Origin of the sequence: Flavobacterium sp. MAHUQ-57, from assembly GCF_051908335.1 — a bacterium.
GTDB lineage: Bacteria > Bacteroidota > Bacteroidia > Flavobacteriales > Flavobacteriaceae > Flavobacterium.
On the sequence record NZ_JBPZTE010000006.1, the window covers coordinates 434,346 to 460,636 of the forward strand.

General features: G+C 35.5%; 28 protein-coding genes and 2 tRNA genes. 28 read left to right on the forward strand and 2 right to left on the reverse strand.

The window, feature by feature from the left end; genetic code table 11:
• Positions 1-173 precede the first annotated feature (173 nt).
• The 11 genes from ACS8MM_RS02235 to ACS8MM_RS02285 all read left to right on the forward strand — a co-directional run bounded on the left by ACS8MM_RS02235 (position 174) and on the right by ACS8MM_RS02285 (position 12,919).
• Positions 174-725 carry a hypothetical protein gene (locus ACS8MM_RS02235; RefSeq protein WP_379712594.1) on the forward strand — a complete coding sequence of 184 codons (552 nt, stop codon included), beginning with the start codon at positions 174-176 and terminating at the stop codon, positions 723-725.
• A gap of 84 nt (positions 726-809) precedes the next feature.
• Positions 810-1,526 (forward strand): DUF434 domain-containing protein, encoded by a 717-nt coding sequence (locus ACS8MM_RS02240; protein WP_379712596.1) that lies wholly within the window; start codon positions 810-812, stop codon positions 1,524-1,526.
• Complete coding sequence (locus ACS8MM_RS02245; protein ID WP_379712598.1) at positions 1,523-2,206, forward strand: hypothetical protein; 684 nt, start codon at positions 1,523-1,525, stop codon at positions 2,204-2,206. Before ACS8MM_RS02240 ends, ACS8MM_RS02245 begins: the two co-directional genes overlap by 4 nt.
• A gap of 192 nt (positions 2,207-2,398) precedes the next feature.
• Complete coding sequence (locus tag ACS8MM_RS02250) at positions 2,399-2,902, forward strand: endonuclease V (protein ID WP_379712600.1); 504 nt, start codon at positions 2,399-2,401, stop codon at positions 2,900-2,902.
• A gap of 3 nt (positions 2,903-2,905) precedes the next feature.
• Positions 2,906-3,523: a hypothetical protein gene (locus tag ACS8MM_RS02255; RefSeq protein ID WP_379712602.1), complete on the forward strand. Its 618-nt coding sequence runs from the start codon at positions 2,906-2,908 to the stop codon at positions 3,521-3,523.
• An 18-nt stretch (positions 3,524-3,541) separates the two neighbouring features.
• The gene (locus ACS8MM_RS02260; protein WP_379712604.1) at positions 3,542-4,129 is read left to right on the forward strand and encodes a hypothetical protein; all 588 of its coding nucleotides are present in this window, start codon (positions 3,542-3,544) and stop codon (positions 4,127-4,129) included.
• 45 nt (positions 4,130-4,174) lie between these two features.
• Positions 4,175-5,305 (forward strand): AAA family ATPase, encoded by a 1,131-nt coding sequence (locus tag ACS8MM_RS02265; protein WP_379712606.1) that lies wholly within the window; start codon positions 4,175-4,177, stop codon positions 5,303-5,305.
• Between the two features lies 1 nt (position 5,306).
• Positions 5,307-6,005 (forward strand): hypothetical protein, encoded by a 699-nt coding sequence (locus ACS8MM_RS02270; protein ID WP_379712608.1) that lies wholly within the window; start codon positions 5,307-5,309, stop codon positions 6,003-6,005.
• A gap of 2 nt (positions 6,006-6,007) precedes the next feature.
• A complete protein-coding gene (locus tag ACS8MM_RS02275) occupies positions 6,008-8,569 on the forward strand; it encodes a ribosomal protein L7/L12 (protein ID WP_379712610.1) in 2,562 nt (853 codons plus the stop codon).
• Positions 8,559-10,322, forward strand: a complete 1,764-nt coding sequence (locus ACS8MM_RS02280) for a hypothetical protein (RefSeq protein WP_379712612.1) — start codon at positions 8,559-8,561, stop codon at positions 10,320-10,322. The genes ACS8MM_RS02275 and ACS8MM_RS02280 overlap by 11 nt, the downstream gene beginning before the upstream one ends.
• Positions 10,323-10,417: 95 nt before the next feature.
• Positions 10,418-12,919: a T9SS type A sorting domain-containing protein gene (locus ACS8MM_RS02285; protein WP_379712614.1), complete on the forward strand. Its 2,502-nt coding sequence runs from the start codon at positions 10,418-10,420 to the stop codon at positions 12,917-12,919.
• A gap of 112 nt (positions 12,920-13,031) precedes the next feature.
• Here the strand turns inward: ACS8MM_RS02285 and ACS8MM_RS02290 are convergent, their stop codons facing one another.
• Together ACS8MM_RS02290 and ACS8MM_RS02295 are read right to left on the reverse strand one after the other, a co-directional pair.
• Complete coding sequence (locus ACS8MM_RS02290) at positions 13,032-13,964, reverse strand: TPM domain-containing protein (RefSeq protein ID WP_379712616.1); 933 nt, start codon at positions 13,962-13,964, stop codon at positions 13,032-13,034.
• Positions 13,965-14,128: 164 nt separating this feature from the next.
• A complete protein-coding gene (locus ACS8MM_RS02295; RefSeq protein WP_379712618.1) occupies positions 14,129-14,308 on the reverse strand; it encodes a hypothetical protein in 180 nt (59 codons plus the stop codon).
• A 263-nt stretch (positions 14,309-14,571) separates the two neighbouring features.
• On the opposite strand from ACS8MM_RS02295, the gene ACS8MM_RS02300 reads away from it, so the two are divergent.
• The 17 genes from ACS8MM_RS02300 to ACS8MM_RS02380 all read left to right on the forward strand — a co-directional run bounded on the left by ACS8MM_RS02300 (position 14,572) and on the right by ACS8MM_RS02380 (position 26,248).
• Entirely contained in the window at positions 14,572-14,724 is a 153-nt protein-coding gene (locus tag ACS8MM_RS02300) for a helix-turn-helix domain-containing protein (RefSeq protein ID WP_379712620.1), read from the forward strand.
• Positions 14,721-15,137 (forward strand): hypothetical protein, encoded by a 417-nt coding sequence (locus ACS8MM_RS02305; RefSeq protein ID WP_379712622.1) that lies wholly within the window; start codon positions 14,721-14,723, stop codon positions 15,135-15,137. The genes ACS8MM_RS02300 and ACS8MM_RS02305 overlap by 4 nt, the downstream gene beginning before the upstream one ends.
• Positions 15,138-15,734: 597 nt before the next feature.
• Positions 15,735-16,850, forward strand: a complete 1,116-nt coding sequence (locus tag ACS8MM_RS02310) for a DEAD/DEAH box helicase (protein WP_379712624.1) — start codon at positions 15,735-15,737, stop codon at positions 16,848-16,850.
• Between the two features lie 44 nt (positions 16,851-16,894).
• Positions 16,895-17,146, forward strand: coding sequence for a hypothetical protein (locus ACS8MM_RS02315; RefSeq protein ID WP_379712626.1), 252 nt, complete (start codon positions 16,895-16,897; stop codon positions 17,144-17,146).
• A gap of 241 nt (positions 17,147-17,387) precedes the next feature.
• Positions 17,388-17,897, forward strand: coding sequence for an ExbD/TolR family protein (locus tag ACS8MM_RS02320; protein ID WP_379712628.1), 510 nt, complete (start codon positions 17,388-17,390; stop codon positions 17,895-17,897).
• A 27-nt stretch (positions 17,898-17,924) separates the two neighbouring features.
• On the forward strand, positions 17,925-18,314 hold the full coding sequence (locus ACS8MM_RS02325; RefSeq protein WP_379712630.1) for a c-type cytochrome: 390 nt from the start codon (positions 17,925-17,927) through the stop codon (positions 18,312-18,314).
• 28 nt (positions 18,315-18,342) lie between these two features.
• A complete protein-coding gene (locus tag ACS8MM_RS02330; protein WP_379712632.1) occupies positions 18,343-19,053 on the forward strand; it encodes a hypothetical protein in 711 nt (236 codons plus the stop codon).
• A 54-nt stretch (positions 19,054-19,107) separates the two neighbouring features.
• Positions 19,108-20,277 (forward strand): DUF418 domain-containing protein, encoded by a 1,170-nt coding sequence (locus ACS8MM_RS02335; protein WP_379712634.1) that lies wholly within the window; start codon positions 19,108-19,110, stop codon positions 20,275-20,277.
• A 126-nt stretch (positions 20,278-20,403) separates the two neighbouring features.
• Positions 20,404-20,946, forward strand: coding sequence for an ExbD/TolR family protein (locus tag ACS8MM_RS02340; protein WP_379712636.1), 543 nt, complete (start codon positions 20,404-20,406; stop codon positions 20,944-20,946).
• 787 nt (positions 20,947-21,733) lie between these two features.
• Positions 21,734-21,807: transfer RNA gene (locus ACS8MM_RS02345), tRNA-Arg, on the forward strand.
• Positions 21,808-21,831: 24 nt separating this feature from the next.
• Positions 21,832-21,902: transfer RNA gene (locus tag ACS8MM_RS02350), tRNA-Asp, on the forward strand.
• A 69-nt stretch (positions 21,903-21,971) separates the two neighbouring features.
• Complete coding sequence (locus ACS8MM_RS02355; protein ID WP_379712638.1) at positions 21,972-22,292, forward strand: hypothetical protein; 321 nt, start codon at positions 21,972-21,974, stop codon at positions 22,290-22,292.
• Positions 22,293-22,359: 67 nt separating this feature from the next.
• The gene (locus tag ACS8MM_RS02360) at positions 22,360-22,752 is read left to right on the forward strand and encodes a hypothetical protein (RefSeq protein ID WP_379712640.1); all 393 of its coding nucleotides are present in this window, start codon (positions 22,360-22,362) and stop codon (positions 22,750-22,752) included.
• A 558-nt stretch (positions 22,753-23,310) separates the two neighbouring features.
• Positions 23,311-24,408, forward strand: coding sequence for a slipin family protein (locus ACS8MM_RS02365; protein ID WP_379712642.1), 1,098 nt, complete (start codon positions 23,311-23,313; stop codon positions 24,406-24,408).
• 31 nt (positions 24,409-24,439) lie between these two features.
• Entirely contained in the window at positions 24,440-24,985 is a 546-nt protein-coding gene (locus tag ACS8MM_RS02370) for an exonuclease domain-containing protein (protein WP_379712644.1), read from the forward strand.
• A 109-nt stretch (positions 24,986-25,094) separates the two neighbouring features.
• Positions 25,095-25,481 (forward strand): DM13 domain-containing protein, encoded by a 387-nt coding sequence (locus ACS8MM_RS02375; protein ID WP_379712646.1) that lies wholly within the window; start codon positions 25,095-25,097, stop codon positions 25,479-25,481.
• A gap of 89 nt (positions 25,482-25,570) precedes the next feature.
• Positions 25,571-26,248, forward strand: coding sequence for a Crp/Fnr family transcriptional regulator (locus ACS8MM_RS02380; protein WP_379712648.1), 678 nt, complete (start codon positions 25,571-25,573; stop codon positions 26,246-26,248).
• Positions 26,249-26,291 lie beyond the last annotated feature (43 nt).

A 26,291-nucleotide genomic window follows, 5' to 3' on the forward strand; every position in this document is an offset into this window, starting at 1 on the left:
TAAATACTTTCGTGATAAAATTCTTGTGATATTTTAAAATATCACGAAAAAATTATCACAAACTTGTGATAAAAAATGTGTGATAATATATTTTATCACAAAAAAATTATCACATATTTAAAAAAAATAAAACATTTCTTACAGAATGTCATGGTTTTTGTAAAGCAATCATCATGGGAAAAATCAAACACAGAAACAATCATTTACGAGAAGCTTTAGGATTGACTCAGGAAGAGTTGGCCATTCTATTTAATATTCCGATCAGCTTGATAGCAATGTACGAAACCAAGAAGCGTGATTTGCCTTCAAAGGTTAGTTTAGGTATGACATTAATGAACATACATCTATTGGAAAAACAAAAGGGGAAATTCATACATCCAATTTTGAAAGATGAAAATACCAAAATCATTGCACTGTTAGAGCAAGAACTCAAAAAAAATGAATCGCTTCTCTTCAAATGTCAAAAGAAAATAGAAGATATGAAGGCTAAATACGAAAAAGCTATTGCTAATTTTCATTTAAGCGAATATTTTGAGACCAATGTGTTGGAGAACAATAAAGCATCCATTCAAAATGCGAAGTTCTTAAACATTCTCGCTATGAGTAAGCTCAATCAAAACGGACCTGCAGCACAAAAGAAAGTGATACTCCAATTAGAAACCCTAAAATGGCAGCGTAATCAGTTACAAGAAGAACTCAAAATAGCCCAAAATTTCAAGAAGTAAAATAAAGAATTGATTAGTACGTAAAATAATTGCGTAGTACTTTTTCAACTTTGTACCATCAAAGAGATTAGTATATTTGTGAGTATGGGCAAACAGACCAACAGAGGAAAAGAAGCGAAAGACGATCAATTGTTTGGCGAAACGGTGAAAGCTGTTTTTACCGATGCTTTGCGCGATTTACATTATTTGCTTTCAAGAAAGTATTCCGAAAAAAATGCACTACAAGTGGTGGGTACTCGCTATCGCTTGACACAACGTCAAAATCGTGCGTTGCAATGCATGGGTGCCTCACAGGAACAATTGGATAGTGTAAAAGAGAAAGAATTGACGGTAGATAAGCTAGCTGGACAAGATTTAGTTCTTGACGGATTCAATGTGTTGATTTTGTTGGAGAGTTTGTTTTCGCAGGCGTACCTGTTCAAAGGACTTGATGGCTGTTATCGCGATTTGTCCAGCGTGCACGGAACCTATAAGAAGGTCAGTCAAACTTCTTTGGCACTCGAGGCTGTGTCTCGTTTTTACCAAGAAAATAAAATAAAGAGTATCCTTTGGATATTCGATAAACCGGTATCCAATAGTGGACGGATCAAAAAAATGATCGAAGAATGGGCGGCTTCTGAAAACATGAAGTGGGAAGTGCTTTTGGAAAACAATGCCGATGAAGCAATTATCAAAAGTGGAAAAATCACCGTGACTTCTGATGCGTATATACTTCGGAATTGTAAAAATTGGTTTAATGCCATCGGCTATTTAATTGTGGAAAAACAACTACCGGCAACTATTTTTGAAGTGGAATTATGAAGACAATCGAAACCCCGGAATTGGTCAATGCAATTGTACAACACTTCACGGAAGAATGGTTAGACGAATACGGTTATTGTATTGAATTAAAGTGTTTTACACTATTTCAATTCAATCTTTTATCAATGTTAATTAAAGGACAGCCGAAAAACCGATTGCCATTGTATACAGAGGAAATTCATATTGATTTGTCGGAGACGATTGCACAGTTTCGAAAGTTATATGCCCAACAGCACGACGTAGACGATTTCAGTAGAGATTATGCAAAATTGCTAATGGAAATGCCTTTTATTCATTGGTTGGCTATAATGGGGCAACGGTTCACCGAATCGAGTGCTACCGATGTCTCTGCGTTGCCTCCTTCACGGGAAACGCTCATCAAAAGTTGTGCAGTAGCGTACAATAACGAAATTACAGTGGCCAGACGGGCTTGGGAAAAACACTTGGGACGAGGGCATACCGATTTCTGGGGAACTATGAAAGGGAATAACTATAAAAAGGAAAAGCAAGTACGTGAGTTGGTGGCACACATCATTGATAATGCCAGTTGGTGGAATGTGTTTTATCACTACAAACACGGTTGGGTGTATGAAATCAGAATCCCCAACGGTAATGGAATACGCTGGAATAGAGAAGGAACAGAATTAATAGGTTTTTTAGAACCGTTTATAGTGCCTTAATTGATAAAAGTGGAATGAAAAAAAAGTAATGGTAAAGGAAAGGCGAATCGGACTCGAACCCATATCTCCACGGACTCCGTGGCACTTTTTCCAATTAAGCGATCATCCTTTCCCGTTTTGCAAATATAGGAATACTATTATTTTATAGTATCTGAATATAATTTTATATTTGTTCACCAATGTCCCCCAAATATGCTTGTAGCCGTCGATGTTCATTATAAGGAAAGTTATGCCAAAACAGTATTGTTATTGTTTGAAAACTGGCAAAGTGAAATACCAATAGAGGTGATAGAAGTGAATATCGATCATGTTGAAGAATACATCCCCGGTGCATTTTACAAAAGAGAATTGCCTTGCATTACCGAAGCATTGAAAAAAATTGATTTGGAACAGGTAACGTTGTTCATTGTTGACGGTTATATTTATGTCGACAATAAAGGAGGATACGGATTGGGTGGTCACTTGTATGCCGCTTTGGGAGAGAGAATTCCGGTAGTTGGCGTGGCCAAAACCCAATTTCAAGCCAATAAGGAAACGGTTGTCGAAGTGTTTCGAGGAGAAAGTAAAAACCCGTTGTATGTATCGGCGATTGGCATGGACAAAGAATGGGTAGCCGAACAGGTTCAGAGTATGCATGGCGAATTCCGATTGCCGTACCTATTGAAACTGATGGATACCAAAACAAAGGAAGAATAAGCAATGAATACTACAAAAGCATTTTTAGATACGATATACCATTTGCGTACCGAAGAGCAGATCATTTTGTATGATAAGCTTATCGAAATACCCAAGCAGGAGGAAGCCGATGCAATGTTATTTTTGGAAACGGAATACGAAAAAGAGGCATTGAATTATCCTTACACAGCTCCGCCATTTAATAGCAAAGCGGCTTTATGGGCTGCTAAAACAGTTTATTTTGCAGCTCAGCTGTTTCTATATCGCGAACACAAATTGGAGGAATTGAAACCGATTTTGCCAAAATATGAAGGTACTATCGATGCTTCTGCTGTACTTTCGGCCGATATCTGTCTTCGTTTTCTTCCGCAGATTTATCATGAAATGAAATTGGTAGATGCTGATGATCCGGTAGTGAATATCTTTTCCGATTACCTGCATCAGTTTCATTATTCGATGATTGGTACAACAACGAACGCAATCGATTCGACCATAGTTTTTACAGATGATTGTCTCAAACAATTGTATTTGGATCGGATCGTAGAAAGAAAAGATAGTCGATTGGCTGCTATTCCGAGAATCAAAACCGCATTGCTGCACTGTTTTGGGGATTATCAAAAAATGTATTGGAAAGAGTTTTAACGTAAACAAAAAATAAAAATGGAGCATGATTTTTTTCAATTTATCCAGGAACCTTCCAGGGAAGCTTTTCTGAAATCAAGAGATTTTGTAATCAACCATGAAGAGTATGATCCGTATTCGGATGATTTGGATACTATAGAAACGTTACTCGACGAGGGTAAATTTGAAGAAGCGGTCGATTACCATAACATCAATGTGCTTTTATGTCCGAAGGCGCATTTGTACAAGAGTTTTGCCTTGAAAAAACTGGGTAGAGAGGACGATGCTCGATCTGAAAGCATATTCGCATTTCGTATTATAGACAATCTGGAACTAACGGGTGATGGTTCTTTAGCATCGCCCTATGTGGTGACTCGTATTTCAGACGAAAGTGATTTTCTAATGCATTTGGAAGAAGGATTCGGTCATCAGTCTTTGGTAAACGACAGCGGGAAGTTTTTAGATAAAATTACAACACAATCGGGTAAAGAAATTCATTTTGACATCACCGATTGTTACAAAAGAATACAATACCTTATAGATTCCGGAAAAATGAAATTACCGTTTAGTGGTGAACAACCGGTAGAGGCAAAACGAGTGAAAAAAAGTTGGTGGAAATTCTGGTAAGCCTATGGTTCAACCGGAAGATATAATAGTAATGAAAATACAAGCATGAATCGCACAGAAAAACTAAACGCAGTACTACAAGACATAAAGGAAACCTTTGTGGGTAAAGATGAAATCATCGACTTACTAGGTATTGGATTATTGGCCAAAGAAAATGCTTTTTTGTTGGGACCTCCGGGAACCGCCAAAAGTGCTATCGTTCGTGCCTTGTCCAATGGAATTGAAGGAGGAAAAAACTTTGAATACTTATTAACCCGCTTTACCGAACCGAATGAAATTTTCGGTCCGTTCGATATCCGTAAATTAAAAGAAGGGGAGTTGATCACGAATACCGAAGGAATGATGCCGGAAGCATCGATGGTATTCTTGGATGAAATTTTCAATGCCAATTCGGCTATTTTGAACAGTTTATTGATGGCATTGAACGAGAAAATTTTCCGTAGAGGTAAAGAAACCAAAAAATTACCGGCACTAATGTTTGTGGGTGCTAGTAATGTACTACCGGAAGATGAAGCCTTGAATGCGTTGTTGGATCGTTTTCTGATTCGTATCCAATGCGATTATGTAAATCCGGATTTATTGCACCAAGTGTTATTGGCGGGTTGGAAATTGGAAGGTAATGCGACTACCAAAAAACCAACAATCACTGCTGATGAAATTCGGGCATTGCAATTAGAATGCCGAAATGTAGATCTTTCACCCATTCGAAACCAGTATGTGGATATCGTTCATAGCTTAAGAAATACCGGGATTAAGGTGTCCGACCGTCGTGCGGTTAAATTGCAAAACTTGATTGCTGCCAGTGCATTGATGTGTGGAAGAACTACTGCTGTTGTATCGGATTTATGGGTATTGAAATACATTTGGGATACCGAAGAACAAATTGAAATTTTGGAAGGAATCATCAACCAAATTATTGAAAAAGACGATTCAGGAAAGGCACATCCTCAGGCGTTGTACAATAAAGCGCCTAATGCCGAAGAAGTAATGAAAGAAGTACAGTATCTCGCAGCCAAATGGCAAGATGAATCGCTTTCTTTTGAAGAGCAAAATGTGATTAAAGACAAGTTGCGTTATGTGCAAACCCGATGCGACTGGGTTAAAAACAATGATCAAAAACAATACATTCAGAAGGAAATAGAAGCCTTATGGCAACAAATCCTTCAAACGGTTTAAAATGTACTATTTATCTCTACCTAAAGAACACAAAGACTATCTGGCCGGCATTCGGCATTGGGACAATCTTAAAGCTACGGTTCATGAAGAATTGATATGGATTAAGGATTTCCAGCCGGAACAAATTCATGCTGCTGAAATTCTTCAAATTCCTTTTCATTCGATGTATGAATTGAAAGACAATTTGTTATTTCCTGTCGGTAGTGTTTTGCCTTCAGGGAAATTACCGTCGGCTTTGCTATGGAGACCCATTCAGAATGTGTTGCCGGTAGAGCTTCCTTCGTTCAACTTTAATTATTTTGGTGTTCAACAAGAGCTGGCCATTCGTTTAAAAGTATCGGATGAATCAAGAGAAGCATTCGGTCTCTTTGTAACGCGAGAGGTGTTTGAAAAGTATATGAATACAGCCCCTGATTTTCGTCTGAAGCCATTGCAATGGACCATAATGGATGAGGCTGTACTTATTCTGGGAATACCACTGTTGCCGTTGCAAGGAGAAACAGTATGGCTTTCACAAGGTTTCTTATTGCCTTCGGGAATGGATTTCAATTATCCGGTGCTTACGCGAACATTACAGCAAAAGTTGAATCCAAATCAGGAAAACTGGATCGTCTTTCATACCGATAGTACGTATTCGATACTTCCTAAAAACAATTTAAAACAATTATCAATCAGTTCTTACCGACTGACACTTTCATAATAATGGACTTTAAAAAATATTTTCAATCCTACGATGACTATTTCTGGAAAGCAGAGTTGTATATCGATGACTTCGGTGAATGGAATTACATTTATGAGATTCCTGTCACTCAAGATACCATCGCGTATTCGGATTATATTTTGGAAATCCTGGACTTGCTATCTGTAGATACGATTCCGCCACTAGGTTCTTTACTTTTAGCCATTATCGCTACCAATCCGGAAAGTGAAAAAGGAATAGCTCAAATAGAAACGTTTTTAAATAGAAAGGTTGAAGAATACAATCTAAAGAATTTCAAATATTTAAAAAGTAGAACGATTATTGGTTTTTTAAAACAATTACAAGCGCTTCCCAACGAATATAAAGTAGGAGAGAAACGCATCCTTTTGTTTCAAACTATATTTAATGAGTGTCATAACCGTATATCAGGAGATTCAGCGAAAAAAATGCTGACTCAGTTTAAAAATTACGAACAACACTTTTTTAAAGAGAATACTCCAATACCTTTCAATCAAGGGAACTTCATCAAAGATTTTAGAACAATTGCGTTGCTAAAAACGACTTTTCCATTAACGCAATCGATTATCAATGCGATGGAAAATCTGCCGCAGGAGGAATTGAACGAAAAATGGAACGAGGAAATTTTAGAGGATACTTCAACGCTTTCATCAGAGGAATTCATCGACCAATTAGTGCAAAACGAACAAACCTTTCCGGTGGGAAGTCTAATCAAACGAATTTGGTCGGGTCTCACTATTCCTTTACATCACAATACACCCAGCATGCAGCCATTAGGCGGTATTTCCGATTTAACCAATAAGGGCGATTTTGACAAGTTGCTCATTTCGGAGTTTGCAAATGATGAGGATGTCTTTCTGTCGCGAATTGCAAATCATGAAGCCTTGTATATCCAACGAGAAATTCCGCCGCAACCGGATGATTTTAAACGGGTTTTATTAATTGATACGACACTGAGAAATTGGGGAAATCCTAAGAATCTCTCTTTTGCATCAGCACTGGCCGTAGCCAAGCACCCAAAAACTGACATTGATTGTGAAGTGTTTGCCCTTGGGGAAGACTATACAAAAGTATACATTAATTCTATCGCTCAAGTAATTGACGGTTTGGGGAAATTGAATGGTCTGTTGGATTGTGGTGCTGGTTTGGAATCTTTTATTATGGATCATGAAAAAGAAATCAAACATAGAGAACTATTCTTGTTTACGACCGAAGAAAGTCTAAAGCAACTGCCGATGCAACGCGCAATGAATAGTTATGGCGATACGATTAAATATGTATTTATAGCACAAGCCGATGGTATGATTCGCATTTATAAGAGTCAAAACAAAGGCCGCAAATTGCTGCAACAAATGATTTTGCCTTTGGAAGAATTGTGGGCACGAAAACAACAAAAATCGGCTAGTAAAAGCACGATACTTGCACTTAATCCTTTGCATCCTATACCGTTGCTATACAGTATCGATCGAAATTACCAGGCTGTTTTTCACCACAACGGAATTTACTATGCCTATTTTAATCGAGGTCTATACCGTTTTTCAGAAGAAAAGTTTAAAAAAGGATTGACGAAAGTTGCTTCGGATTTACCTTTTGTAAACGGAAGATTTGCAATGGTAACAGACGCCAAAGGTAGAGATAAACTATTGATTTACAATTATGAAGAGCCACTGGAACTCACCCTGATTGACCTGCAAAGCGGTAGTGTTATTGAGAAGAAGAAAGTGTTCGATACTAAATTATCCAATCAGAATCTTTTCTTTTTCAGTTGTAAAGGTGTATTTCATTGTAAAGGAGAATTAAAAACTTGGACATTTGAAGAAAACCTGAAATTACTCGAAGATAATAGGAAGGAAACTAAAGAAGCTTATAACGAGTATGAGGACAGTTTATCGCAATTTGTAATGGAATACCAAAGAAGCAAGCCACGATACAATATCGTCAGGCGTTTGGATAGAATTCAATTGTATGACAATGTATTCTATTTTAATTCTTTTATTTTCGATACGAATACGTTGCATTTTCATAAAAATGGATATCCTACTTTGAGTATGATTGCTAATCATGATACTAAATTTGAAATGAAAGTCAATTTGTATCTGAAGCGACCGAGTTCCAAGATGCTTCCGATGATCAAAGCCATTAAGGAAGAAGCTGGACTTAGTTTGCAAAAGGCAAATGAAATTGCGAACGAAGGTTCTGGACTTATCCTTTCGAATATTTCGGAAGTCAAGGCAAAAGCCATAAAAGAAACAATTGAAAAAACCGGTGCCGTTTGTTTTACCGAAACTATCGGTGCCGAATCGAAAGACGGAAGTACAATTACGAATCAGAATGGTGTATTGGTATTCAAAAGCAGTAATGAAGAGATTCCTGTTTTTTATATTCCTTTTGTGATGAATTGTCAAACCGCAATGGCTAGTGAAAAAGATTTTACCGGAAATCCGTATTTTAAAGAAGAAGGAATTCAGTTGGATTTATCTCCCGAAGTATTCATTCAAAATTATTATAGACCATTCATTTATACCATTATAACGCATGCAACTTAAATTAAAAATACATACCAAATCACACTTTCCGAAACGTGGTATTTTTATCCGTAGTGCTTCGTTGGAACATTGGATAAGTGAAATAGATCGCATGGGTTTTGCTTTGGAACAACTACAAGTGTTTCCTGTAGCGGGTACAATTGCCAATCAGTTATTTGGTGTATTGGTAATGATGGAAGAAGAACAAAACGGAATCGACCTAGGTAAAAATTCCTATTTCCAGTTGGTTGAAAATAAAATATTCATTCCGGAGCGAACCGTATTAGTGCCGGAAATGAGCGCAGGAGAATTTTCCACCGTTTTTTCACCGCATTTTCACCTGATGCATCCCGAAATCGGATTGTGCGAACTCGAAGAAGCAATCGATTGGTCTAAATTGCTACAATTACCAGAAATAAAAGAATGCATAATTACAGCACCATTGCAGTCGGTTAAAATTCCTAAACAGATTACTTCATTGCAAATCAGTATTGATCAGGAAGCTTTGCAAAAGGCCATAGAAAATCCGCTAACTGAAGAAGAAGCCTTGGAAAACCTGCCTTTTAATATTAAAAAAATCATGGCAGGTAATACCAAAGAAATTGACAAACTGTTGGCGTATTTGGAGAAACATCCTGAGAAAGCATTGCAATTGGGAATACCATTGGATGCAATTGGTTCGTCCAGAGGAGGAAATGACGGTCGTTTTATTTTTAACCGCGGTTGGAATGTCGACGGTTTTAAACTAGACATGGGTGGTATTGCGGAGAAAATTTCTTGGGTAATGTCCAATTATGGCGCTGTTCGTTTTGTGTTCGTAATTCTTTTTATTATGTCATTACGCAGCTGTAATGCTAACAATTTTGGGGAGGGATTGGGCATTTCGATTGGTTTTCTTACTTTGGTAATTTTAGGTGGTTTGTTGTATGCCCACCTTTTCGATTCCCATAATTTCAACACTAGAAGAACCTATGGCAACGGCAATGCTTTAATCGATAACCATCGTTTTGATGCGTTGCACCAACGCTATGAAAAGGTTGCTGAAGACTATTTGGCCAAAGGAGATTATAAAATGGCAGCCCATATTTACTACAAATTATTGAAAAATACGTATAGGGCGGCCACGATACTCGAAGAGGGCGGATTGTATCATGAGGCTGCTGTAATGCAGTTGAAATACAACAACAACAAATTCAAAGCGGCTGAGTGTTATGAAAAAGGCTATGCCTTCAAAGAAGCATTAGCATTGTATACTGAACTGAACGAACACGAAAAAGCCGGTGATGTATGGGTTAAGATGGGTAATAGGGAAGAGGCCAATAAAAAGTACCAGTTGGTCGTAGACCAATACCTTTCAGGTGCTAAGTATATCAAAGCGGCATTGCTTTACAAAGAAAAAATGGTATTGATGGATGAGGCACGACAAACCGTACTTAAAGGATGGGACGAACAAAAAGACGCTGCCAATTGTATGAGCTTTTATTTTTCCACTTTCGATGCCATTGAAGAACTTTCCACCGAAATAGAGCGTATTTATGCTGAGAAAATCAATACAAATACGAATACTGTTTATTTACAAGTAATCAAAGGCGAATTTAAAAAACACCATGAATTGGAGCAGGTTACAAAAGAAATCGCCTATGAAATTGTAGCCCAAAAAATAAAGACCAATCCGCAGATAGTTTCGGAATTAGTCACTTTTAACGGCAACAATACCACCATCGTTAAAGATGTGATTCGATACAAACAAAGTCATAAAAAGAAACAATACTAAAAATCCCCAAAGCTTATTTTGAAATGGATTAACTATTTAGCAATTAAATTTTGATTGAAAAACAATACTTTTGTTCCCAAAACCCAAATTTTACTATGAAAAAAATTACACTACTTTTTTTACTCATCTATTCCTTGACAGCTCTTTCACAAGCTGGGACTTTAGACGTGACTTTTAATTTATCTGATTCCGGATTTGGAAATGGTAACACTTCAAATACTGTTATCTATTCTAGTGTGACACAACCGGATGGAAAAATTATTGTTTGTGGAAATTTCACAACGTATATGGGAATTTCCAGAAATAGGATAGCAAGACTTAATTCCGATTTATCATTAGATACAACATTTGATCCCGGTACTGGGGCAAATAATGCCATTCAAACTGTAGTTTTACTTGCTGATAGTAAAATTTTGATTGGGGGAAGTTTTACAACATTCAATGGAACTTCAGTAAACAGAGTAGCACGTCTTAATATTGATGGATCTTTGGATTCTACTTTTATAGTAGGAACAGGTACCAATAATACGGTCAATACTTTGGCAATACAATCCAATGGCAAAATTTTGATGGGTGGTAATTTCACTACTTATAATAGTTTATCACAAAACAGAATTGCCCGATTAAATGCCGACGGAACGTTAGATTCTACTTTTAATGTAGGGACTGGAGCAAATGCCAATATACATTCTATTAAAATACAATCTGATGGAATGGTGTTACTTGCTGGTAGTTTTACTACTTATAATAGCTTGCCACATAATAGAATCGTACGCTTGAATACAAACGGAAGTATTGATTCAGCATTTACAATTGGATCTGGATTTGATGCAACAGCTTATTCAATTGCTGTACAATTGGATGGTAAGATTATTGTAGCAGGAATGTTTTCAGTATACAATGGGACTAATAAAAATAGGATAGTAAGATTAAATTCAAACGGTGATTTGGATAATAGCTTCAATTTCAGTGCCCATAATTTTACCTCTTTAAGTGAAGGGATTCAATTTGTATCACTTCTTCAAAATGGTAAAATTCTTATTGGTAATCGTGATTTGGCTCCAACTAACCAGGAGTCTGGTGTTTTTCGTTTGAATACTGATGGTTCTGTAGATCCTTCATTTACTGTAGGATATGCTGCTTTAAGTATTTTTTATTCTGTTGAACCGCAACTTGATGGAACTATTGTTGTTGTGGGCAGTTTTACGAATTACAATAAAAAAGGTAGAAATTACATTGTACGATTAAATGATGATGGTACTCCCAATACTCCTTATAATCTAGGTACAGGAGCCAATGGAGGTGTAACTGTCATGCAAAAACAAACGGATGGAAAAATTATCATTGGTGGAGGATTCGTTGGTTATAACGGAGTTTTAAATTATAGACTGGCCAGAATTAGTAGTGACGGTACTTTAGATAGCGGTTTTAATACTGATACTGGAGCAGATGGAAATGTTCTTGATTTACAATTGCAATCCGATGGGAAAATAATTATTAGTGGAATGTTCAATAAATACAGAGGAACACAAAGAAATGCTATTGCCCGTTTAAATTCAGACGGATCTTTAGATGCTGGATTCAGTGCTGGATTTGATGCTCTAGACAGAGTTAATGTATTCAAAATTCAATCGGATGGTAAAATAGTTGCTGGTGGTGGTTTTGAATCGTATGGAGCTTATCCATTTAATGGTATAATTCGTTTAAATTCTGACGGATCATTAGATACTAATTTTAATTCTAGTGGTACTGGAGCTAATGGTGTTAATTCAATTTATGGAATGGATATTCAACAAGATGGGAAAATTATTATTGGAGGTGATTTTACAGCTTATAATGGTGTGTCTCGAAACAATATTGCCCGTTTGAATACTGATGGTACATTGGATACTTCTTTCAACTCTGGCAATGGTGGTAATACTACTTCAATTGATGAAATTATAATCCAACCAGATGGGAAAATCTTAATTGCTGGTCCGTTTACATCGTATAACAATTTCCCTATGAATGGTTTAGCCCGTTTAAATACTGACGGATCTTTAGATACAAGTTTTGTTATTGGAACTGGCTTTGACAATCCTGGAGTTTTTAAAATTAAATTGTTATCTAATGGAAAATTACTAATTGGTGGTTCTTTTACAAATTATAATGGTACTCCGGTTAAAAATATAGTTCGTTTAAATTCAGATGGATCATTGGATAATAGTTTTGTTACAGGTTCAGGCGCTGATAATAGGATTTCGGAAATTGAATTGACATCTGATAACAAAATTTTGATTGGAGGTTTATTTACTTCCTATAATGGAGTCGGTAGAAATCGTATTGCATTATTAGATGAACCGACGCTTTCAACTGATAACTACACTACAAATAATTTTAAAATGTATCCTAATCCTGTAAATTACACTATTAATTTTTCATCTGAAAAAAGTATCAATTTTATTGAAATTTATACAATTAATGGTCAAAAACTCATAGATATAAAGCCTAATTCTTTGCAATTTAGTTTAGATGTTTCTCAATTGAGTAAAGGAATTTATTTAGGAACAGTAACTTCGGGAGATGAAAAAACACCAATAAAAATAATCAAAGAATAACACCGATTCAATTAATGATCAGTATTTGAATTATTGGAGTTATTCCTTAGTTAAACAATAAAAAAAATCCCCAAAGTTTCCTACTTTGGGGATTTTTTTTATTGTCTATAATTTACCAGCTACCGGAAGCACCGCCGCCGTTAAAAGTGCCGCCACTTCCTGAACTGCTTGAACTATTGGAGCTACCGGAACTACTAAAACTACCGGAACTACTTCCTGAATTACTATTGAAACTCCCATAACCGCTAGCTCGATTGGAGAAAAAATTAATTGTATTGTTTACTCTGGTTTTGTTGTAAAAATTATTTTGTACACCATTACCGCCAATCGTAGTTCCTCTGTAACCAATCAGTCCTCTGCCTGTCGCCGCTCTTATAAGCGAAACAACGATAAAAATGAATGCTACCAAACAGACTAAAAGTAGCACAATAACTCCTGTATTGTCTTCTTTGGATAGTCCTTCACCGATTGTATAATCTTCTACTTGATTGGTTCCTGAAGTGGACCGACTTTCTACAATAAAATGCGCAAGTGCATCTGAATTCCCTTCATTGGTAAATTCATCTTTCAAAATACCAAATAGGGCTGTGAGCCCATTATTGATTCCTAAAAAATAAGCGTTGGTTTTAAAATAGGGTGTGATTTGCTCATCAATAATCTGTTTTGTTTTGGTATTGCTTACTATAGGTTCTATCCCACGACCGTTTTGAATGCTCATTTTTCGATCATTTATCGCAATTAACATGACAATACCGTTGTCTTTTCCTTTTTTTCCGATGCCCCATTTTTGACCAATTTCCTTGGCATAGGTTTCTATATTGTTTCCATGGGTTGAGGAAACTAGCATCACTACAATTTCTGTAGTGGTATTTCGGCAGTAATATTCTAATTTACTTCCTAAAATAGTTCGTTCGTATATGTTGAGCGTGTTCGTACTGTCTATAACGAAAGGAATCCGAGCAGGTCTTTCGGGGATTTTAATTTGTCCAATAACAATTGTACAATCAGCAAGAAGAAAAAAGTACAGCAAAAGCTTTTTAATCATACGCTTTTCGAAATTTCGTGATTAGTAAAAATTGAAGAGTATTCGGTTCAAATGTACTTAGAAGTAGTAAAATAGCCTCATTTTAAAAATATTTATTTGAGTAAAGATCAAAAAAAATCCCCAAAGCCTCATTCCTTGGGGATTTTTTATGTAAGAGTCGCTTCTTAGGCGTCCATAGCACAAAATTGAGCTATAATTTGCTGACAGCTGTCTCCGTGTGTTACTACCAATTGGCCGTCAGGACAAATACAAGCCATTAGATCGTCTCCTTTTCCTTGAATTGATTTTTGCATTTCATTCGAAAGCTTTTGCGCTCCGTTCAGTTTTAAAATGTTTTTTAACATGATTTTTTTTTTTAGTTTGTTATTGAATACAATTCATTTGTAAGAATTGTGCTACTAATGTACTATTTTGGAATGAAATTGCAAATGTGCAATCATAATTTATTGTAAGAATTTTTTTGCTGGTTTAGTAGTAGTGATTCTCATCCAATGCTTTTCGGTGTGGTATCGTTTTTGTGATTATTCTTACATTTTAAAAAATAAATCACAAAAACAGTGATTTTAGTTTCTTTAAAAAAAAATAATCACAGTAAATAGTCATACCAATGATAGAAAAACATCCGTTAAGAGAATTATTAGGAATAACCCAAAATGATCTTTGCCTGTTACTGAAAGTGCATAAGAGCCAGTTGGCCATGTTTGAAATTGGAAAGCGAAATCTGCCAGGTCAAGCCATTACAAAGTTGAGTTCAATTTGACAGAGTTACTGAATTTAGAAGCAAAACGTCCTATTTTTCCGGAGACGCAAGTGGAAAGTCAGAAAATCAAAAAGTTTTTAGAGAATGAGATTTTTGAGAATAAAAAGAGACAGATGCTGATTGAAAACAAACTCAGAAGAATTAAGACTAAATACGAGAAAGCCATTTCGATTATCCAATTTGCTGATTATTTAGAAAGCCATCCTTCTGACAATTGGAATATGGATATGGAACATGTAGACACATTAAAAAGTCAAGCCATGCATACCCTAAAGAAGAATAGTCATTTGCCTCAAACTAAATTACAAATGGAGCTGGACATCCTTACGCTAAAGCATGAAAGGTTGAAACATGAATTATTCCAACGTGGGAGTATGGATTCGGAACTAGTTCGGTTGGTGGAGTCTAGGTAGTGGTTGAGCGGCTAAAGTTCCTTAAAGTCGAAGAATCGAACAGTCTAATAATCTGGTAATCCCAACTTTATCCCGAAAAGTGCTCTAAATTACTATTTTATGACTATATTTGCCATCGATTGGTTTTCTGCCAGTGCTCGTCCTGATCTGCAATTTGTTATTTAGTTCTCTTCAGTTTTGGCGTTTCAGTTGCCTTATTAGTAATTAATAACAATTCCCTTTATGACTATTTATGTTGGAAAACTGAGCTTTTTAGCTTCAGTACCACAACTGTGCTACCATTCCTTTAGGTATCAGAAGCACTTCTCCATGAAAACAATACTGTTTTCCTCCATTTTGTATATTCAATAAAAGGTATCAGCGCACTGACTCTGTACCCAAGTACACCACTAATCACAATTTTTTTGTTGTATTCGCAAAAAATTGAGCAACGAATTCCAGTTTCGGCTTTCCCTGGTAATTCGCTTGACTTGTTTTTGTATTGCAACTACCTCAATAGGCACCACTTTGTGCCATTCAATGAAACCACTAACGCTACAAATGAGCAACGGTTTCTTGAAGTAACTCAAGTCGATTACGACTTATAATTTTTACACTATGACTTTTAAAAATTTAAATATAATAGATCCGATTCTTAAGGCACTAGAACAGGAAAATTATACAACACCAACACCCATTCAGCAACAAGCGATCCCTTTTGTTTTAAAGGGAAATGATGTAATGGGTTGTGCACAAACAGGAACAGGAAAAACGGCAGCTTTTGCTATTCCAATTCTACAGCAATTGGTGCAAAATCCACAGAAGAAACCCAATGCCATCCGAACGCTTATACTAACTCCAACTAGAGAGTTGGCGATTCAAATCAGTGATAATTTCAATTGTTATGGGAGACATTTAGAGCTAAAACATACTTTAATTTTTGGAGGCGTTTCCCCTTTTCATCAAATTAAAGCCTTACGTAAGGGAACTGATATATTAATTGCAACACCGGGAAGGCTATTGGATTTAATCAGTCAAAAAGAAATTGATCTTTCCCATTTGGAAATTTTTGTACTGGACGAAGCCGATCGTATGTTGGATATGGGATTTGTTCATGATGTGAAAAAAATCGTGAACCTTTTACCTGTCAAACGACAAACTTTGTTTTTCTCGGCCACTATGCCCGATAGTATTAAAAGTTTAGCGGCTAAGATACTTACCAATCCTCAATATGTAAGTGTTAATCCGGTTTCTTCTACTGCAGAATCTGTAGCACAATCGGTCTACTTTGTAGAGAAAAACGATAAAGAACAATTGTTAGCCACAATTTTGGACGACAGCGCAATTTCGCGATCTCTAGTCTTTATCCGTACTAAACATGGTGCAAACAGATTGGTGGAAAAACTAACCAAAAAAGGAATTACTGCTGCAGCCATTCATGGAAATAAATCGCAAAATGCACGTCAGAAAGCATTGGAAGATTTTAAACTGAATTCGTTGAGAGTATTGGTTGCTACCGACATTGCTTCACGTGGGATTGACATTGATGAGTTACCGCATGTGGTCAATTTTGATTTACCCGATGTCCCCGAAACCTATGTACACCGTATTGGTCGAACCGGTCGAGGAGGTAAAAGCGGAACTGCAGTGACGTTTTGTAGCGTTGATGAGAAATCAGACCTAAGAAACATAGAGAAACTAATAGGAGTAAAGCTTAAAGTTTCAGAAGTATAAAAAAAACAGTAGATACAGGGATGTGGAAATTTAATATAAAAAGTATGGCAGATTCATTTTTTAAGAAAGAAAATAGAAAGAAAAAAATCGTAAAGAAAAAGCTAAAAAGTCAAAAAAGAGAAGACCGAAAAGCGAATAATAATAAAGGAAAAGGGTTGGAAAGTATGATCGTTTACGTGGATGAAAACGGACATTTAACCAATACACCCCCAGCATTTATGAAAACAAATGCAGAGACTGCATCAACAGATGCTGCAAGTCCCAAAATACAGAAGCCAGAAGCGGATCAAGCCTAAGCGTTTAAAAATAGAAGGACAACTTTGAACTACTGAAATTAGTACAGAGTACACTACACAACACTTGATGGATTTCAGCAATCTTTCAGGTGTTTTTTTTTGCAATAGGTTTGAATTAAAATTGTTTTATCCAATTCAGGGTAATTCTTTTTTGACAAAAAACACTAGAATATATTTTCTACATACGAATACAAACCATAAGTATTTTGTATATTCGGATCTCAAAAACAAGTAGTGATCAATGGAAGAGCATCGTAATACCAATCAAAAGCGTAAAACCACTTCTAGCACATCTAAAGTTATACTTTATATAGCTTTAGTAGTTGGAGCGTTGTTCTTTGTCTTATCTTTTTTCGCTATAACAACGATGTTGTCGAAACCGCAATCGATGGATCTAGGAACAATCAATAAGGAAAAAACGGATGAAGTGAAAGTTGCTCCTGAACGTACTATTACATTGTTAGTGGATAATACTAAAGTGATTCGCTATATCGGTACCTTTGAGTCTCCTATAGAAAAACCTAAAGAATTTGAATATGGCGAAAATGGAATTCGCAAGGAACTGCTTCGACTGAAGTCTTCTATTACTAAAGAGGGAAAGGACAATAGAGTAGTTTTGATAAAGATGGCTAAGAATGTAGACTATAAAAAAATGGTGGAGATATTGGATGAAATGGCTGTTACCAAAGTACCCACCTATGCTTTAGTAGATATTACACCCGAGGAACAAATCGTGTTGAACACAAAATAAAATTACTTTTCATTTTTCTTAGGGTATATGACTCGAATTTTTCTATTGTTTTGTTGTTTTGGATTATTTTCTGCTTATCGCACTTCGGAATCAGATTACTGTATACCATCACTAGTACAAAAACAAGATCCACAGTACAAAAGAGGCGAAACCCTTTTCAAAAGGAATTGCGCTTCCTGTCATGCCATCAATATGAAACAGGTAATGACAGCACCTGCATTGGCTGGGATTACCAAAAAAAGAAGTATGGATTGGTTGTTTCGTTATACCACAGATAACTTTAAAATGAAACAAATGAACGATCCTATCGCCTTACAACTTTCCAAACAAGGGTGGGCTTTAATGCCTTCTTTTCCTATTTTCTCTAAGCGTGATTTACAGGATCTTTATTACTTTATCGAAAAAAAAGGAATTTAATACAACTATCTATCAAACTGAATGAATTATGAGTTTTACTAATCTGGAATGGTTTACCATTTATTTGAGTTTTTTCTTTTGTACATTTTTGTTTTTTTCCAACGCCTGTTATGTTTTTTTTCTAAAGCGGAATCAGGTAGATATTGTCGAAGTTTCGTATTTGGCAAGCATCTGGAAGCCCCTGATGTCTGTTAATCGAAACGGAATTTCCTATGCTTTGGGATGGATTCCATTAACATCTTATGTCAAGCCCAAAGGAATAGAGGAGGAGAATAATCCGTTATTATTCAAAGTCCTTCTGAATACGTTCGGTGTTTTTCTACTTATTTTTTTGGCTTCAATTACCTATTTATCAGTTAAAGAAGCCTTCACACCTTATATTACGTTGAACTGTAAAATTTACGATTTAATTTTAGGTAACCTGGACGCACAGACTTTCAGAACATTTTATTTGAGTGAAATGCTCATTCAACCTCACTATTTTGCCATCCTTTTTACGTATACTTTGTCTTTATTATTAGTGGGAAATTTGGTGGTTCTTTTTCAAAAAATGAATACTGTTTTGGGGACGGTTTCAAGTATAGCGCTTTTACTTTATTACATCATGATACTGTACCGACTAAAAGTACTACTTTCATTCAATATTGTGTTGTTTTTTCTGTTGACGCAACTGGTCATTTCTGCCGTGTATTTCGGAATGAGTGTTTTGCTGATAAACAATACACAAAAATCAAATTAATCATTTCATAGAATAAAATTGATTTTAATCAGTTTTTACCCTTAAAAAACAAGTATGCAAACACCAAAACGCTTAGCGATTATTGATGTATTGAGAGGTTGGGCACTTTTAGTGGTCGTTATTTCCAATTATTTGTACTATGCTTATAGTCCGGAAGGCGAAATCAATGGCAAAGGTTTTTGGTCATCGTTAATACAAATTGTTGAAAGCTATTTTTTTTCAGCCAAAGGATGGACTTTACTTTTTGTATTGTTTGGTTACGGATTTGGGGTTCTATACACTAGAATGCAACATAAAACTTATGCGTTCCTTACCCGACGGTTACTGGTTTTATTGGTTTTCGCCTTTTTCAACAGTTTGCTTTTTGATGGCGATATCTTAAGAGATTATGCCATTTTGGGCTTACTTTTTCTATTTTTCCTTCATTTCTCTGTCCGTAAACTAGTGATTACTATAGCTGCCTTTGTATTGATTATTCCTTTTTTAGCCGCAAAAATCAATAGTATTGACAACTCCTATGTAACTGCATTGAGCAATAGTATAGCGCCATTGCGATTCAGTCATCATTGGTTCGACGTATTGCAGTACAATTTTTTAAGCTCGTATTATTTTGAAGTACTCAATTTACACTATTCGGTTACGGTACATTGGGTAATGTTCACCTGTATGCTGATTGGATTGGCGTTACAAAAGAGTCATTTTTTTGAAAACCTGCAGGATAAGAAGTCACTTTTTCGAAAAATAATGATTAGTTCATTAGTACTCACACTTGTTTTGTGGGCCATCCTAATTCTTTCCAGTTCATTACAATGGAGTTATTTGAAATATTTTGCGTCCAATTATTGGATAGTTCTCACCACTATGCTATTTACTGCTTCCGGAATAGTCGTATTGTATAGCCATCAGAAATGCCAATTTGTATTCAACGCGTTTTCATGGGTAGGAAAAATGACTTTTACGAATTATCTAGTGCAAAACATACTCAATTTGTTGGTGTTTCAAGGTGTAGGTTTGCGCTTGTTTCATCATATGCCTTTGTACTTTTACTTTGTATTGGCCATAATAGTTTATGTACTTCAAATTCTATTTAGTTATTGGTGGTTGCAATCGCATAGCTACGGTCCTTTTGAATGGTTATGGAGAAAATGTAGTGGTACCTGGAAGACATCGAATACTTTAGTAATGTTACCTATTGCTGCTAAAAATAAAAAGCTTGAAGCGTAAAAAAAGAAGATAGGAGAGAAGTAGTAATTGTAAATCATTTTGTATTGTATGATTATTTTTAGATTTTCTTAACATTTCGGTACAATTCTTGCTGCTTATTTCTTACGAACCAATAAACCAAATAGTATGAGCGAAGCAAGAAATGAGTTTGGCAGAAAATCCTTAACTCCAAAAACCAAAAAATTACATCCTCGAGTAGATTTAACCGCAATGGTAAGTGTATCCTTCTTACTGATTGTCTTTTTTATGTTGACTTCCTTTTTAGCACGAAATAATGCAATGGAATTGGGGATGCCGGATAAGGAAGATGAAATTGATCATTCGACTCACTGCTATTGGGGTTTGACAGATAATCGCACTATGACTTTATTATTGGGTAATGATAACAAAATAGTAAGTTATTTTGGAGATTTTAATGCTCCATTAGAAGGGCCAAATAAATTCAGTTATAATAATAACGATTTGACAAAAGAATTACTATTCAAAAATGAAATGCTTCAAAAATTAAATGGTGATAAAAGTGGCTTAATCGTTATAATTAAATCATCAAAACAATCCACTTATGGTAATTTGGTAAACGTTTTGGATAAATTAGCAATTGCCAGAACACCCACTTACGCAGTAGTTGATATCACTCCTGAAGAAGAAGCGCTGTTAGCTTCTAAATAACATTCAGGCTAAAAATTGCATTGTCTCACAGCCTAAATTAAAAAATTATCCTACATTTGCTACCGAAATGAAAACACAAAACAAACATATGGCTTTACTAAACAGAAGTTTAGACTTACGTTCAGGAGATCAATTTCCTGTGCAACAGGTGACGTTTGTTCGTTTTGATAGGTATCAGATTTGAAATAAATCGGTTTATCCACATAAAAAACAGTAAGCGTCCTCCAAAAAAGGACGCTTTTTTTATGGCTAAAATGCTGAAATGAATTAAAAAAGAATCGCACAAAGAAAAAAAACACAAAAAAAATAGAAAATGTTTCATGAATAAACAAAATAGAAAGTAATCGGTTTTGGATAGTAATCAGATGAGAGACAGCCATTTGAAAAAAACAAATTATCTGTAGGTATACGGACAGTATTTCTTATGCATATAAACGACCGTAAAATACTGTAAATCAGAAAAATAAATTGTAAAAAATAGTTGGAATTTATTTTTTTTTGACTTTATCTTTGCACCGAAATTATTACGAATTGAATTACAATCAACTCCTCAAACATTGCGCAGGAGTAGTATAAAAAAATAAAATGAAAGCAGTAGCATCACATTATAAAACACAAAAAAGTATGAAAAATACATTCGTATCAAATGATTGCGATTTCAGACTGAGATTCAACTTAGCAGTTGAAGCGGAACAGGTGTACCCATATAGGCAGTAGGATAGCAGTGTCCTATTGTAATGTATGAAGCACCTTTAACGAGGTGCTTTTTTTATGCTCATTATTTACTGGTTCCGTAGCTCAATTGGATAGAGTGACTGCCTTCTAAGCAGTTGGTTACAGGTTCGAATCCTGTCGGAATCACAAGAAGTTCTTTAGAAAGGAACTGGCTCATTGTTGTAATGGTAACATGCCCGACTGTCTCTCGGGTGCCACGGGTTCGATTCCCGTATGAGCCGCAATTAGTACTAAATCATAGGAAAACTATATAGTAAAATAGTAAACAATTAATGTAAAAAAATAATAGTATGAGAACCGATATTTTAAAACGATTTTTAACGAACACAGACGAAACGGGTAGATTTCTCATGAAATCCCGTATTACTGGAATCACCTATTTTGTGGAGCCAATTTATAACGGTAAAACTCCTGAATGGGGTGATGTAGATCCTGCCACAAAAAAAATAACCGGTAACTATGGTTCCAAATACACAGGAGCCATTACCAAAAAAGAATCGCTGATTACCGAAGAGAACGGTTTTCAAAACATTGGATTCTTTAAAGGCAGTCCGTTCGGAGCGATTGATCTACGAGATAAAGAACATCAGAAACGATTAGGATTAGAATAATTTTTAAACAGTGCGCAGAATAATTGCGCACTGGTTTCTGAATCTTTGTTCAGCAATAAGAAAGAACATGAGAACAATTAAAATGTATTGTAAAAAGTGTGGTATACCATTAACATATACACTTCAAGAAGTTACTACTTCGGTTTTGCGTTTTGAGGACAATGTACCCATGATTGGTCCAAATCAATTTTCGGTATATATGAATGAATTTACCCATGAGAAAGAAATAGTCATCGCTATCGAAGAGTATTACTTTAAAAAGCATACTGATTCTAAAAGATTCAGTGGATGCTGTGGAAGTTCCGGAATAGACGGAATAAATTTGTTGTGTCCCAACGGACATGAAGTGGCTACTGAATTTTCAGATTGTTATATGCCGCATTATATTTCAGTTACTATTGAAAATGTTCTTATTAAAGACTTTACAGATACTTACGAAGTAAAAACAATTCAATTATAACAATATCAAACAAGTCTTGTTGGGTGTTTCTGTATAGCACTATTGTAGTGAACGTTGCGCAAAGCGTATCATGATTTACTATGCAACTTGATTTGAAGGTTTCGACTATTTTCCAGAAAACAGTCACCATTTCTGTGGGTCGTGGGTTCGAATCCCGCTCCTGGCATTGTCGGGATAGTTCAGTTGGTTAGAACAATAGAATGTTACGCAGGTTCGAATCCTGCTATCGCTTAGGCGGTATAGCTTAGTCTGGTTAAAGCACTACACTTTTATGTAGCCTGAGTTTTCTCCCTCGTAAAAAAGAGAAGCAATTTAAAATCTTCGGTTTGGAGTCGGTAGGGTTCAACTTGTTTGATGCTGCACTCTGCAACTGACCTGAAAGATGACTTTGTTTACTGAACCGTTATTTTGCTCTTGTGCTTGATTGATTTCAAAAGAGTGGAACACAAAAAACAGTACAAAACCATTATGATGCTTTAGTAGACATACATCTTTCCGTCCTTTTGAGAGGATTGCAATCCGGAGGTTTTTTATTATTAATAAATAAAAACAAAAATAATGATTCAAAGAATTAGAATAAAAGGATACCAAGTGGGATTGGTATTTAAAAATAGAAAATTGACAACCCTTTTGGAAGAAGGAACTCATTGGATTTATGGATTCAGAGAAGTCGAATATTTTGAAATGAATCAAGCCTTTATACCATCAACCGATTTGAACCTTTTACTTCAAAATGAAACACTACGATCGATGTTGGACGTGGTAGAAGTAGCCGATGGTCAAATTGCATTGCAGTTCGTGAATGGTAATTTCAAATCTATCTTGAATGTAGGTACACACGCTTTCTGGAAAGGAGTAAATGGGAATACATTTACAGTAATCGATTTGACCAAAGTATACATTACGGAAGCTATTTCTAACTATCTATTGGAATCTAGCCAACTTAGAAGTTTTACAAGACAATTTAAAGTGCAGGATTTCGAAAAAGGAGTATTGTTTGTAGATGGCAAATTTGAAAAAGAAATTGCATCTGGAACCTATTATTTCTGGAACAATATGACTTCAATAGAAGTAAAAACAGTGGATTTGAGACAACAGCAATTGGAAATTTCAGGACAAGAATTATTGACTAAAGATAAAGCAACTTTGAGAATCAATTTTTTTGTGAAATACCAAGTAATCCATGTGGCAAAAGCATTGTTGGAAAACAAAGATTTTGAAAAACAATTGTATGTTGTGATGCAATTGGCCTTGAGATCGTTTGTAGGAAGCATTACATTGGATGAATTGTTGCTGAAAAAAGACAGTCTTTCTGAAATTATTTTGTCTGAAGTTGCTGAAAAAATTGCAGCTTTGGGTGTAAAAGCTTCTGATGCGGGTATTAGAGATGTTATATTGCCAGGAGACATGAAAGAAATCATGAATCAGGTGTTGGTTGCAGAGAAAAAAGCACAAGCCAACAGTATCATGAGAAGAGAAGAAACTGCTGCCACAAGAAGTTTGTTAAACACCGCAAAATTGATGGAAGAAAATGATATGCTTTGGAAACTGAAGGAAATGGAATATGTAGAAAAAATTGCCGATAGAATTGGTGAAATTACAATTTCCGGAAGTGGGAATATCATCGGTCAATTGAAAGAGATATTTGTAAAATAGAAGGAAAGTCTCCTTCATTAATGAAATTATAATGAAAACAACAGATAAAATTATTATTATCGATCTTGAGGCTTCCTGTTGGCAAGGTTCCGTTCCTCAAGGTCAGGAAAATGAAATTATTGAAATCGGTTTAGCAGTTTTAGATACTGTTAGCGGTGAGATTTCGCAAAATAAGGGAATTTTGGTACAACCACAACGTTCCACAATCAGTTCGTTTTGTAATGAATTGACTACAATCACTCAGGAATTATTAGATGAGAAAGGGATTTCATTTGAAGAAGCTATCGAAAAATTGGTTAATGAATACCGTCCGGATGAATATACTTGGGCAAGTTATGGACAATACGATCTGAATATGCTGAAAAGGCAGTGTAAATCATTCGGAATTCCTTATCCAATGGGCTCTCATCATATCAACGTTAAGACTACCTTCGCTGAAGTATACGGTTTAGAAAAACCAACAGGTATGAATGGTGCTTTGCATATTTTGAATATTCCCTTGGAAGGAACCCATCATAGGGGGGTGGATGATGCCAAAAATATCGCCAAAATTTTAAATTGGATTCTTACCCAATAATTGAAAGCCGCAAAACTTTTTTGCGGCTTTTTAATTATTTACGGCCAAATGTAAACTAGCCGACAAAAGAATACCGCTATCCTATCTAATTTTATACAAAAATTTAATCATGAAAAAGATAGTATTTTTAATCATATCAGCATTCTGCCTGATTTCTTGTGAAGCCGATGGCGATTTATCACTAATACAACCGGTTGTATTGTCAGATGGTGAATTCGAAGCGACATCAGGAATTACAGTTACTGGTTTTGCTAAGATTTATAAGGAAAATAGCGATCGAAAAGTCGTTTTGGAAAACTTTAGTATTTCAGAAGGTCCAGATTTAAAGGTGTATCTATCTACTTCTTCAAGTCCCGAATCTTTTATTAGTTTGGGAGATTTAACATCGGCTACGGAATATTCCATTCCCAAAGGAATTGATTTGTCTGCTTATCCTTATGTACTCATCCATTGCGAACAATACAATCATCTTTACGCAATTGCACAACAGAATTAATAATAAGTTAAGAAATTTCTTAAATCATTAATCAAACCATCCAATTTCAGGATGGTTTCGTATATTTATAAAGTATTAAACTTCAATATATGTATGAAGAACTAAAGTATTGGTATTTACGTGACCATAAATTATTTCGAACGCTCAGTTTTGCTCAAATTAAACAATTGTGCATTATTGTTGGTTTTAAGAAAGCAAAAAAGGGCGAAATAATCTATTTTTCCAATTCAGAAGTACCAAGAATCTTTTTACTAAAAAAAGGCGCCATTAAGATTGTCTCTGTTGATGAAGAAGGCAATGAAAGTATTAAGGATATTATTCAAAAAGGGGATTTATTCGGTGAACTGACTCTTGAAAGTGATATCCAGGTCAATGAATATGCGAAAGCGCTCACCGATGAAGTAGCTATTTGTAGTTTTTTGCTGTCAGATTTTGAACACTTAATGCTAAAACATCCCAACCTTGCATTGTCGTATACGAAGTTTGTTGGATGGAAAATGAAGCGTTTGAAAAATAATTATGCCAACCTGATTTCCAAGGATGCCAAAACTCGATTATTGACATTTATTAAGGAATGGGCAGACAAAGAAGGGGTTTTTACAGATAACCAAGTGAGTATTGAAAATTACCTGACTCAAAACGATATTGCTCAAATTATTTGTACTTCAAGGCAAACCGCCACAGTGTTGTTAAATGAATTGGAAGAAAGTGGCTTAATTCAATACAATAGAAAAGAAATTTTAATTCCCGATTTTCAAAAATTATAAAAAATATAGCGCAGTTGTCGGGTAAATGACAAAACACGATTTC

Coding starts and splice junctions, on each gene's coding strand:
- ACS8MM_RS02235 (WP_379712594.1), top strand. CDS start 174: ATGGGAAAAATCAAACACAGAAACAATCATTTACGAGAAGCTTTAGGA.
- ACS8MM_RS02240 (WP_379712596.1), top strand. CDS start 810: ATGGGCAAACAGACCAACAGAGGAAAAGAAGCGAAAGACGATCAATTG.
- ACS8MM_RS02245 (WP_379712598.1), top strand. CDS start 1,523: ATGAAGACAATCGAAACCCCGGAATTGGTCAATGCAATTGTACAACAC.
- ACS8MM_RS02250 (WP_379712600.1), top strand. CDS start 2,399: ATGCTTGTAGCCGTCGATGTTCATTATAAGGAAAGTTATGCCAAAACA.
- ACS8MM_RS02255 (WP_379712602.1), top strand. CDS start 2,906: ATGAATACTACAAAAGCATTTTTAGATACGATATACCATTTGCGTACC.
- ACS8MM_RS02260 (WP_379712604.1), top strand. CDS start 3,542: ATGGAGCATGATTTTTTTCAATTTATCCAGGAACCTTCCAGGGAAGCT.
- ACS8MM_RS02265 (WP_379712606.1), top strand. CDS start 4,175: ATGAATCGCACAGAAAAACTAAACGCAGTACTACAAGACATAAAGGAA.
- ACS8MM_RS02270 (WP_379712608.1), top strand. CDS start 5,307: ATGTACTATTTATCTCTACCTAAAGAACACAAAGACTATCTGGCCGGC.
- ACS8MM_RS02275 (WP_379712610.1), top strand. CDS start 6,008: ATGGACTTTAAAAAATATTTTCAATCCTACGATGACTATTTCTGGAAA.
- ACS8MM_RS02280 (WP_379712612.1), top strand. CDS start 8,559: ATGCAACTTAAATTAAAAATACATACCAAATCACACTTTCCGAAACGT.
- ACS8MM_RS02285 (WP_379712614.1), top strand. CDS start 10,418: ATGAAAAAAATTACACTACTTTTTTTACTCATCTATTCCTTGACAGCT.
- ACS8MM_RS02290 (WP_379712616.1), bottom strand. CDS start 13,964: ATGATTAAAAAGCTTTTGCTGTACTTTTTTCTTCTTGCTGATTGTACA.
- ACS8MM_RS02295 (WP_379712618.1), bottom strand. CDS start 14,308: ATGTTAAAAAACATTTTAAAACTGAACGGAGCGCAAAAGCTTTCGAAT.
- ACS8MM_RS02300 (WP_379712620.1), top strand. CDS start 14,572: ATGATAGAAAAACATCCGTTAAGAGAATTATTAGGAATAACCCAAAAT.
- ACS8MM_RS02310 (WP_379712624.1), top strand. CDS start 15,735: ATGACTTTTAAAAATTTAAATATAATAGATCCGATTCTTAAGGCACTA.
- ACS8MM_RS02315 (WP_379712626.1), top strand. CDS start 16,895: ATGGCAGATTCATTTTTTAAGAAAGAAAATAGAAAGAAAAAAATCGTA.
- ACS8MM_RS02320 (WP_379712628.1), top strand. CDS start 17,388: ATGGAAGAGCATCGTAATACCAATCAAAAGCGTAAAACCACTTCTAGC.
- ACS8MM_RS02325 (WP_379712630.1), top strand. CDS start 17,925: ATGACTCGAATTTTTCTATTGTTTTGTTGTTTTGGATTATTTTCTGCT.
- ACS8MM_RS02330 (WP_379712632.1), top strand. CDS start 18,343: ATGAGTTTTACTAATCTGGAATGGTTTACCATTTATTTGAGTTTTTTC.
- ACS8MM_RS02335 (WP_379712634.1), top strand. CDS start 19,108: ATGCAAACACCAAAACGCTTAGCGATTATTGATGTATTGAGAGGTTGG.
- ACS8MM_RS02340 (WP_379712636.1), top strand. CDS start 20,404: ATGAGCGAAGCAAGAAATGAGTTTGGCAGAAAATCCTTAACTCCAAAA.
- ACS8MM_RS02355 (WP_379712638.1), top strand. CDS start 21,972: ATGAGAACCGATATTTTAAAACGATTTTTAACGAACACAGACGAAACG.
- ACS8MM_RS02360 (WP_379712640.1), top strand. CDS start 22,360: ATGAGAACAATTAAAATGTATTGTAAAAAGTGTGGTATACCATTAACA.
- ACS8MM_RS02365 (WP_379712642.1), top strand. CDS start 23,311: ATGATTCAAAGAATTAGAATAAAAGGATACCAAGTGGGATTGGTATTT.
- ACS8MM_RS02370 (WP_379712644.1), top strand. CDS start 24,440: ATGAAAACAACAGATAAAATTATTATTATCGATCTTGAGGCTTCCTGT.
- ACS8MM_RS02375 (WP_379712646.1), top strand. CDS start 25,095: ATGAAAAAGATAGTATTTTTAATCATATCAGCATTCTGCCTGATTTCT.
- ACS8MM_RS02380 (WP_379712648.1), top strand. CDS start 25,571: ATGTATGAAGAACTAAAGTATTGGTATTTACGTGACCATAAATTATTT.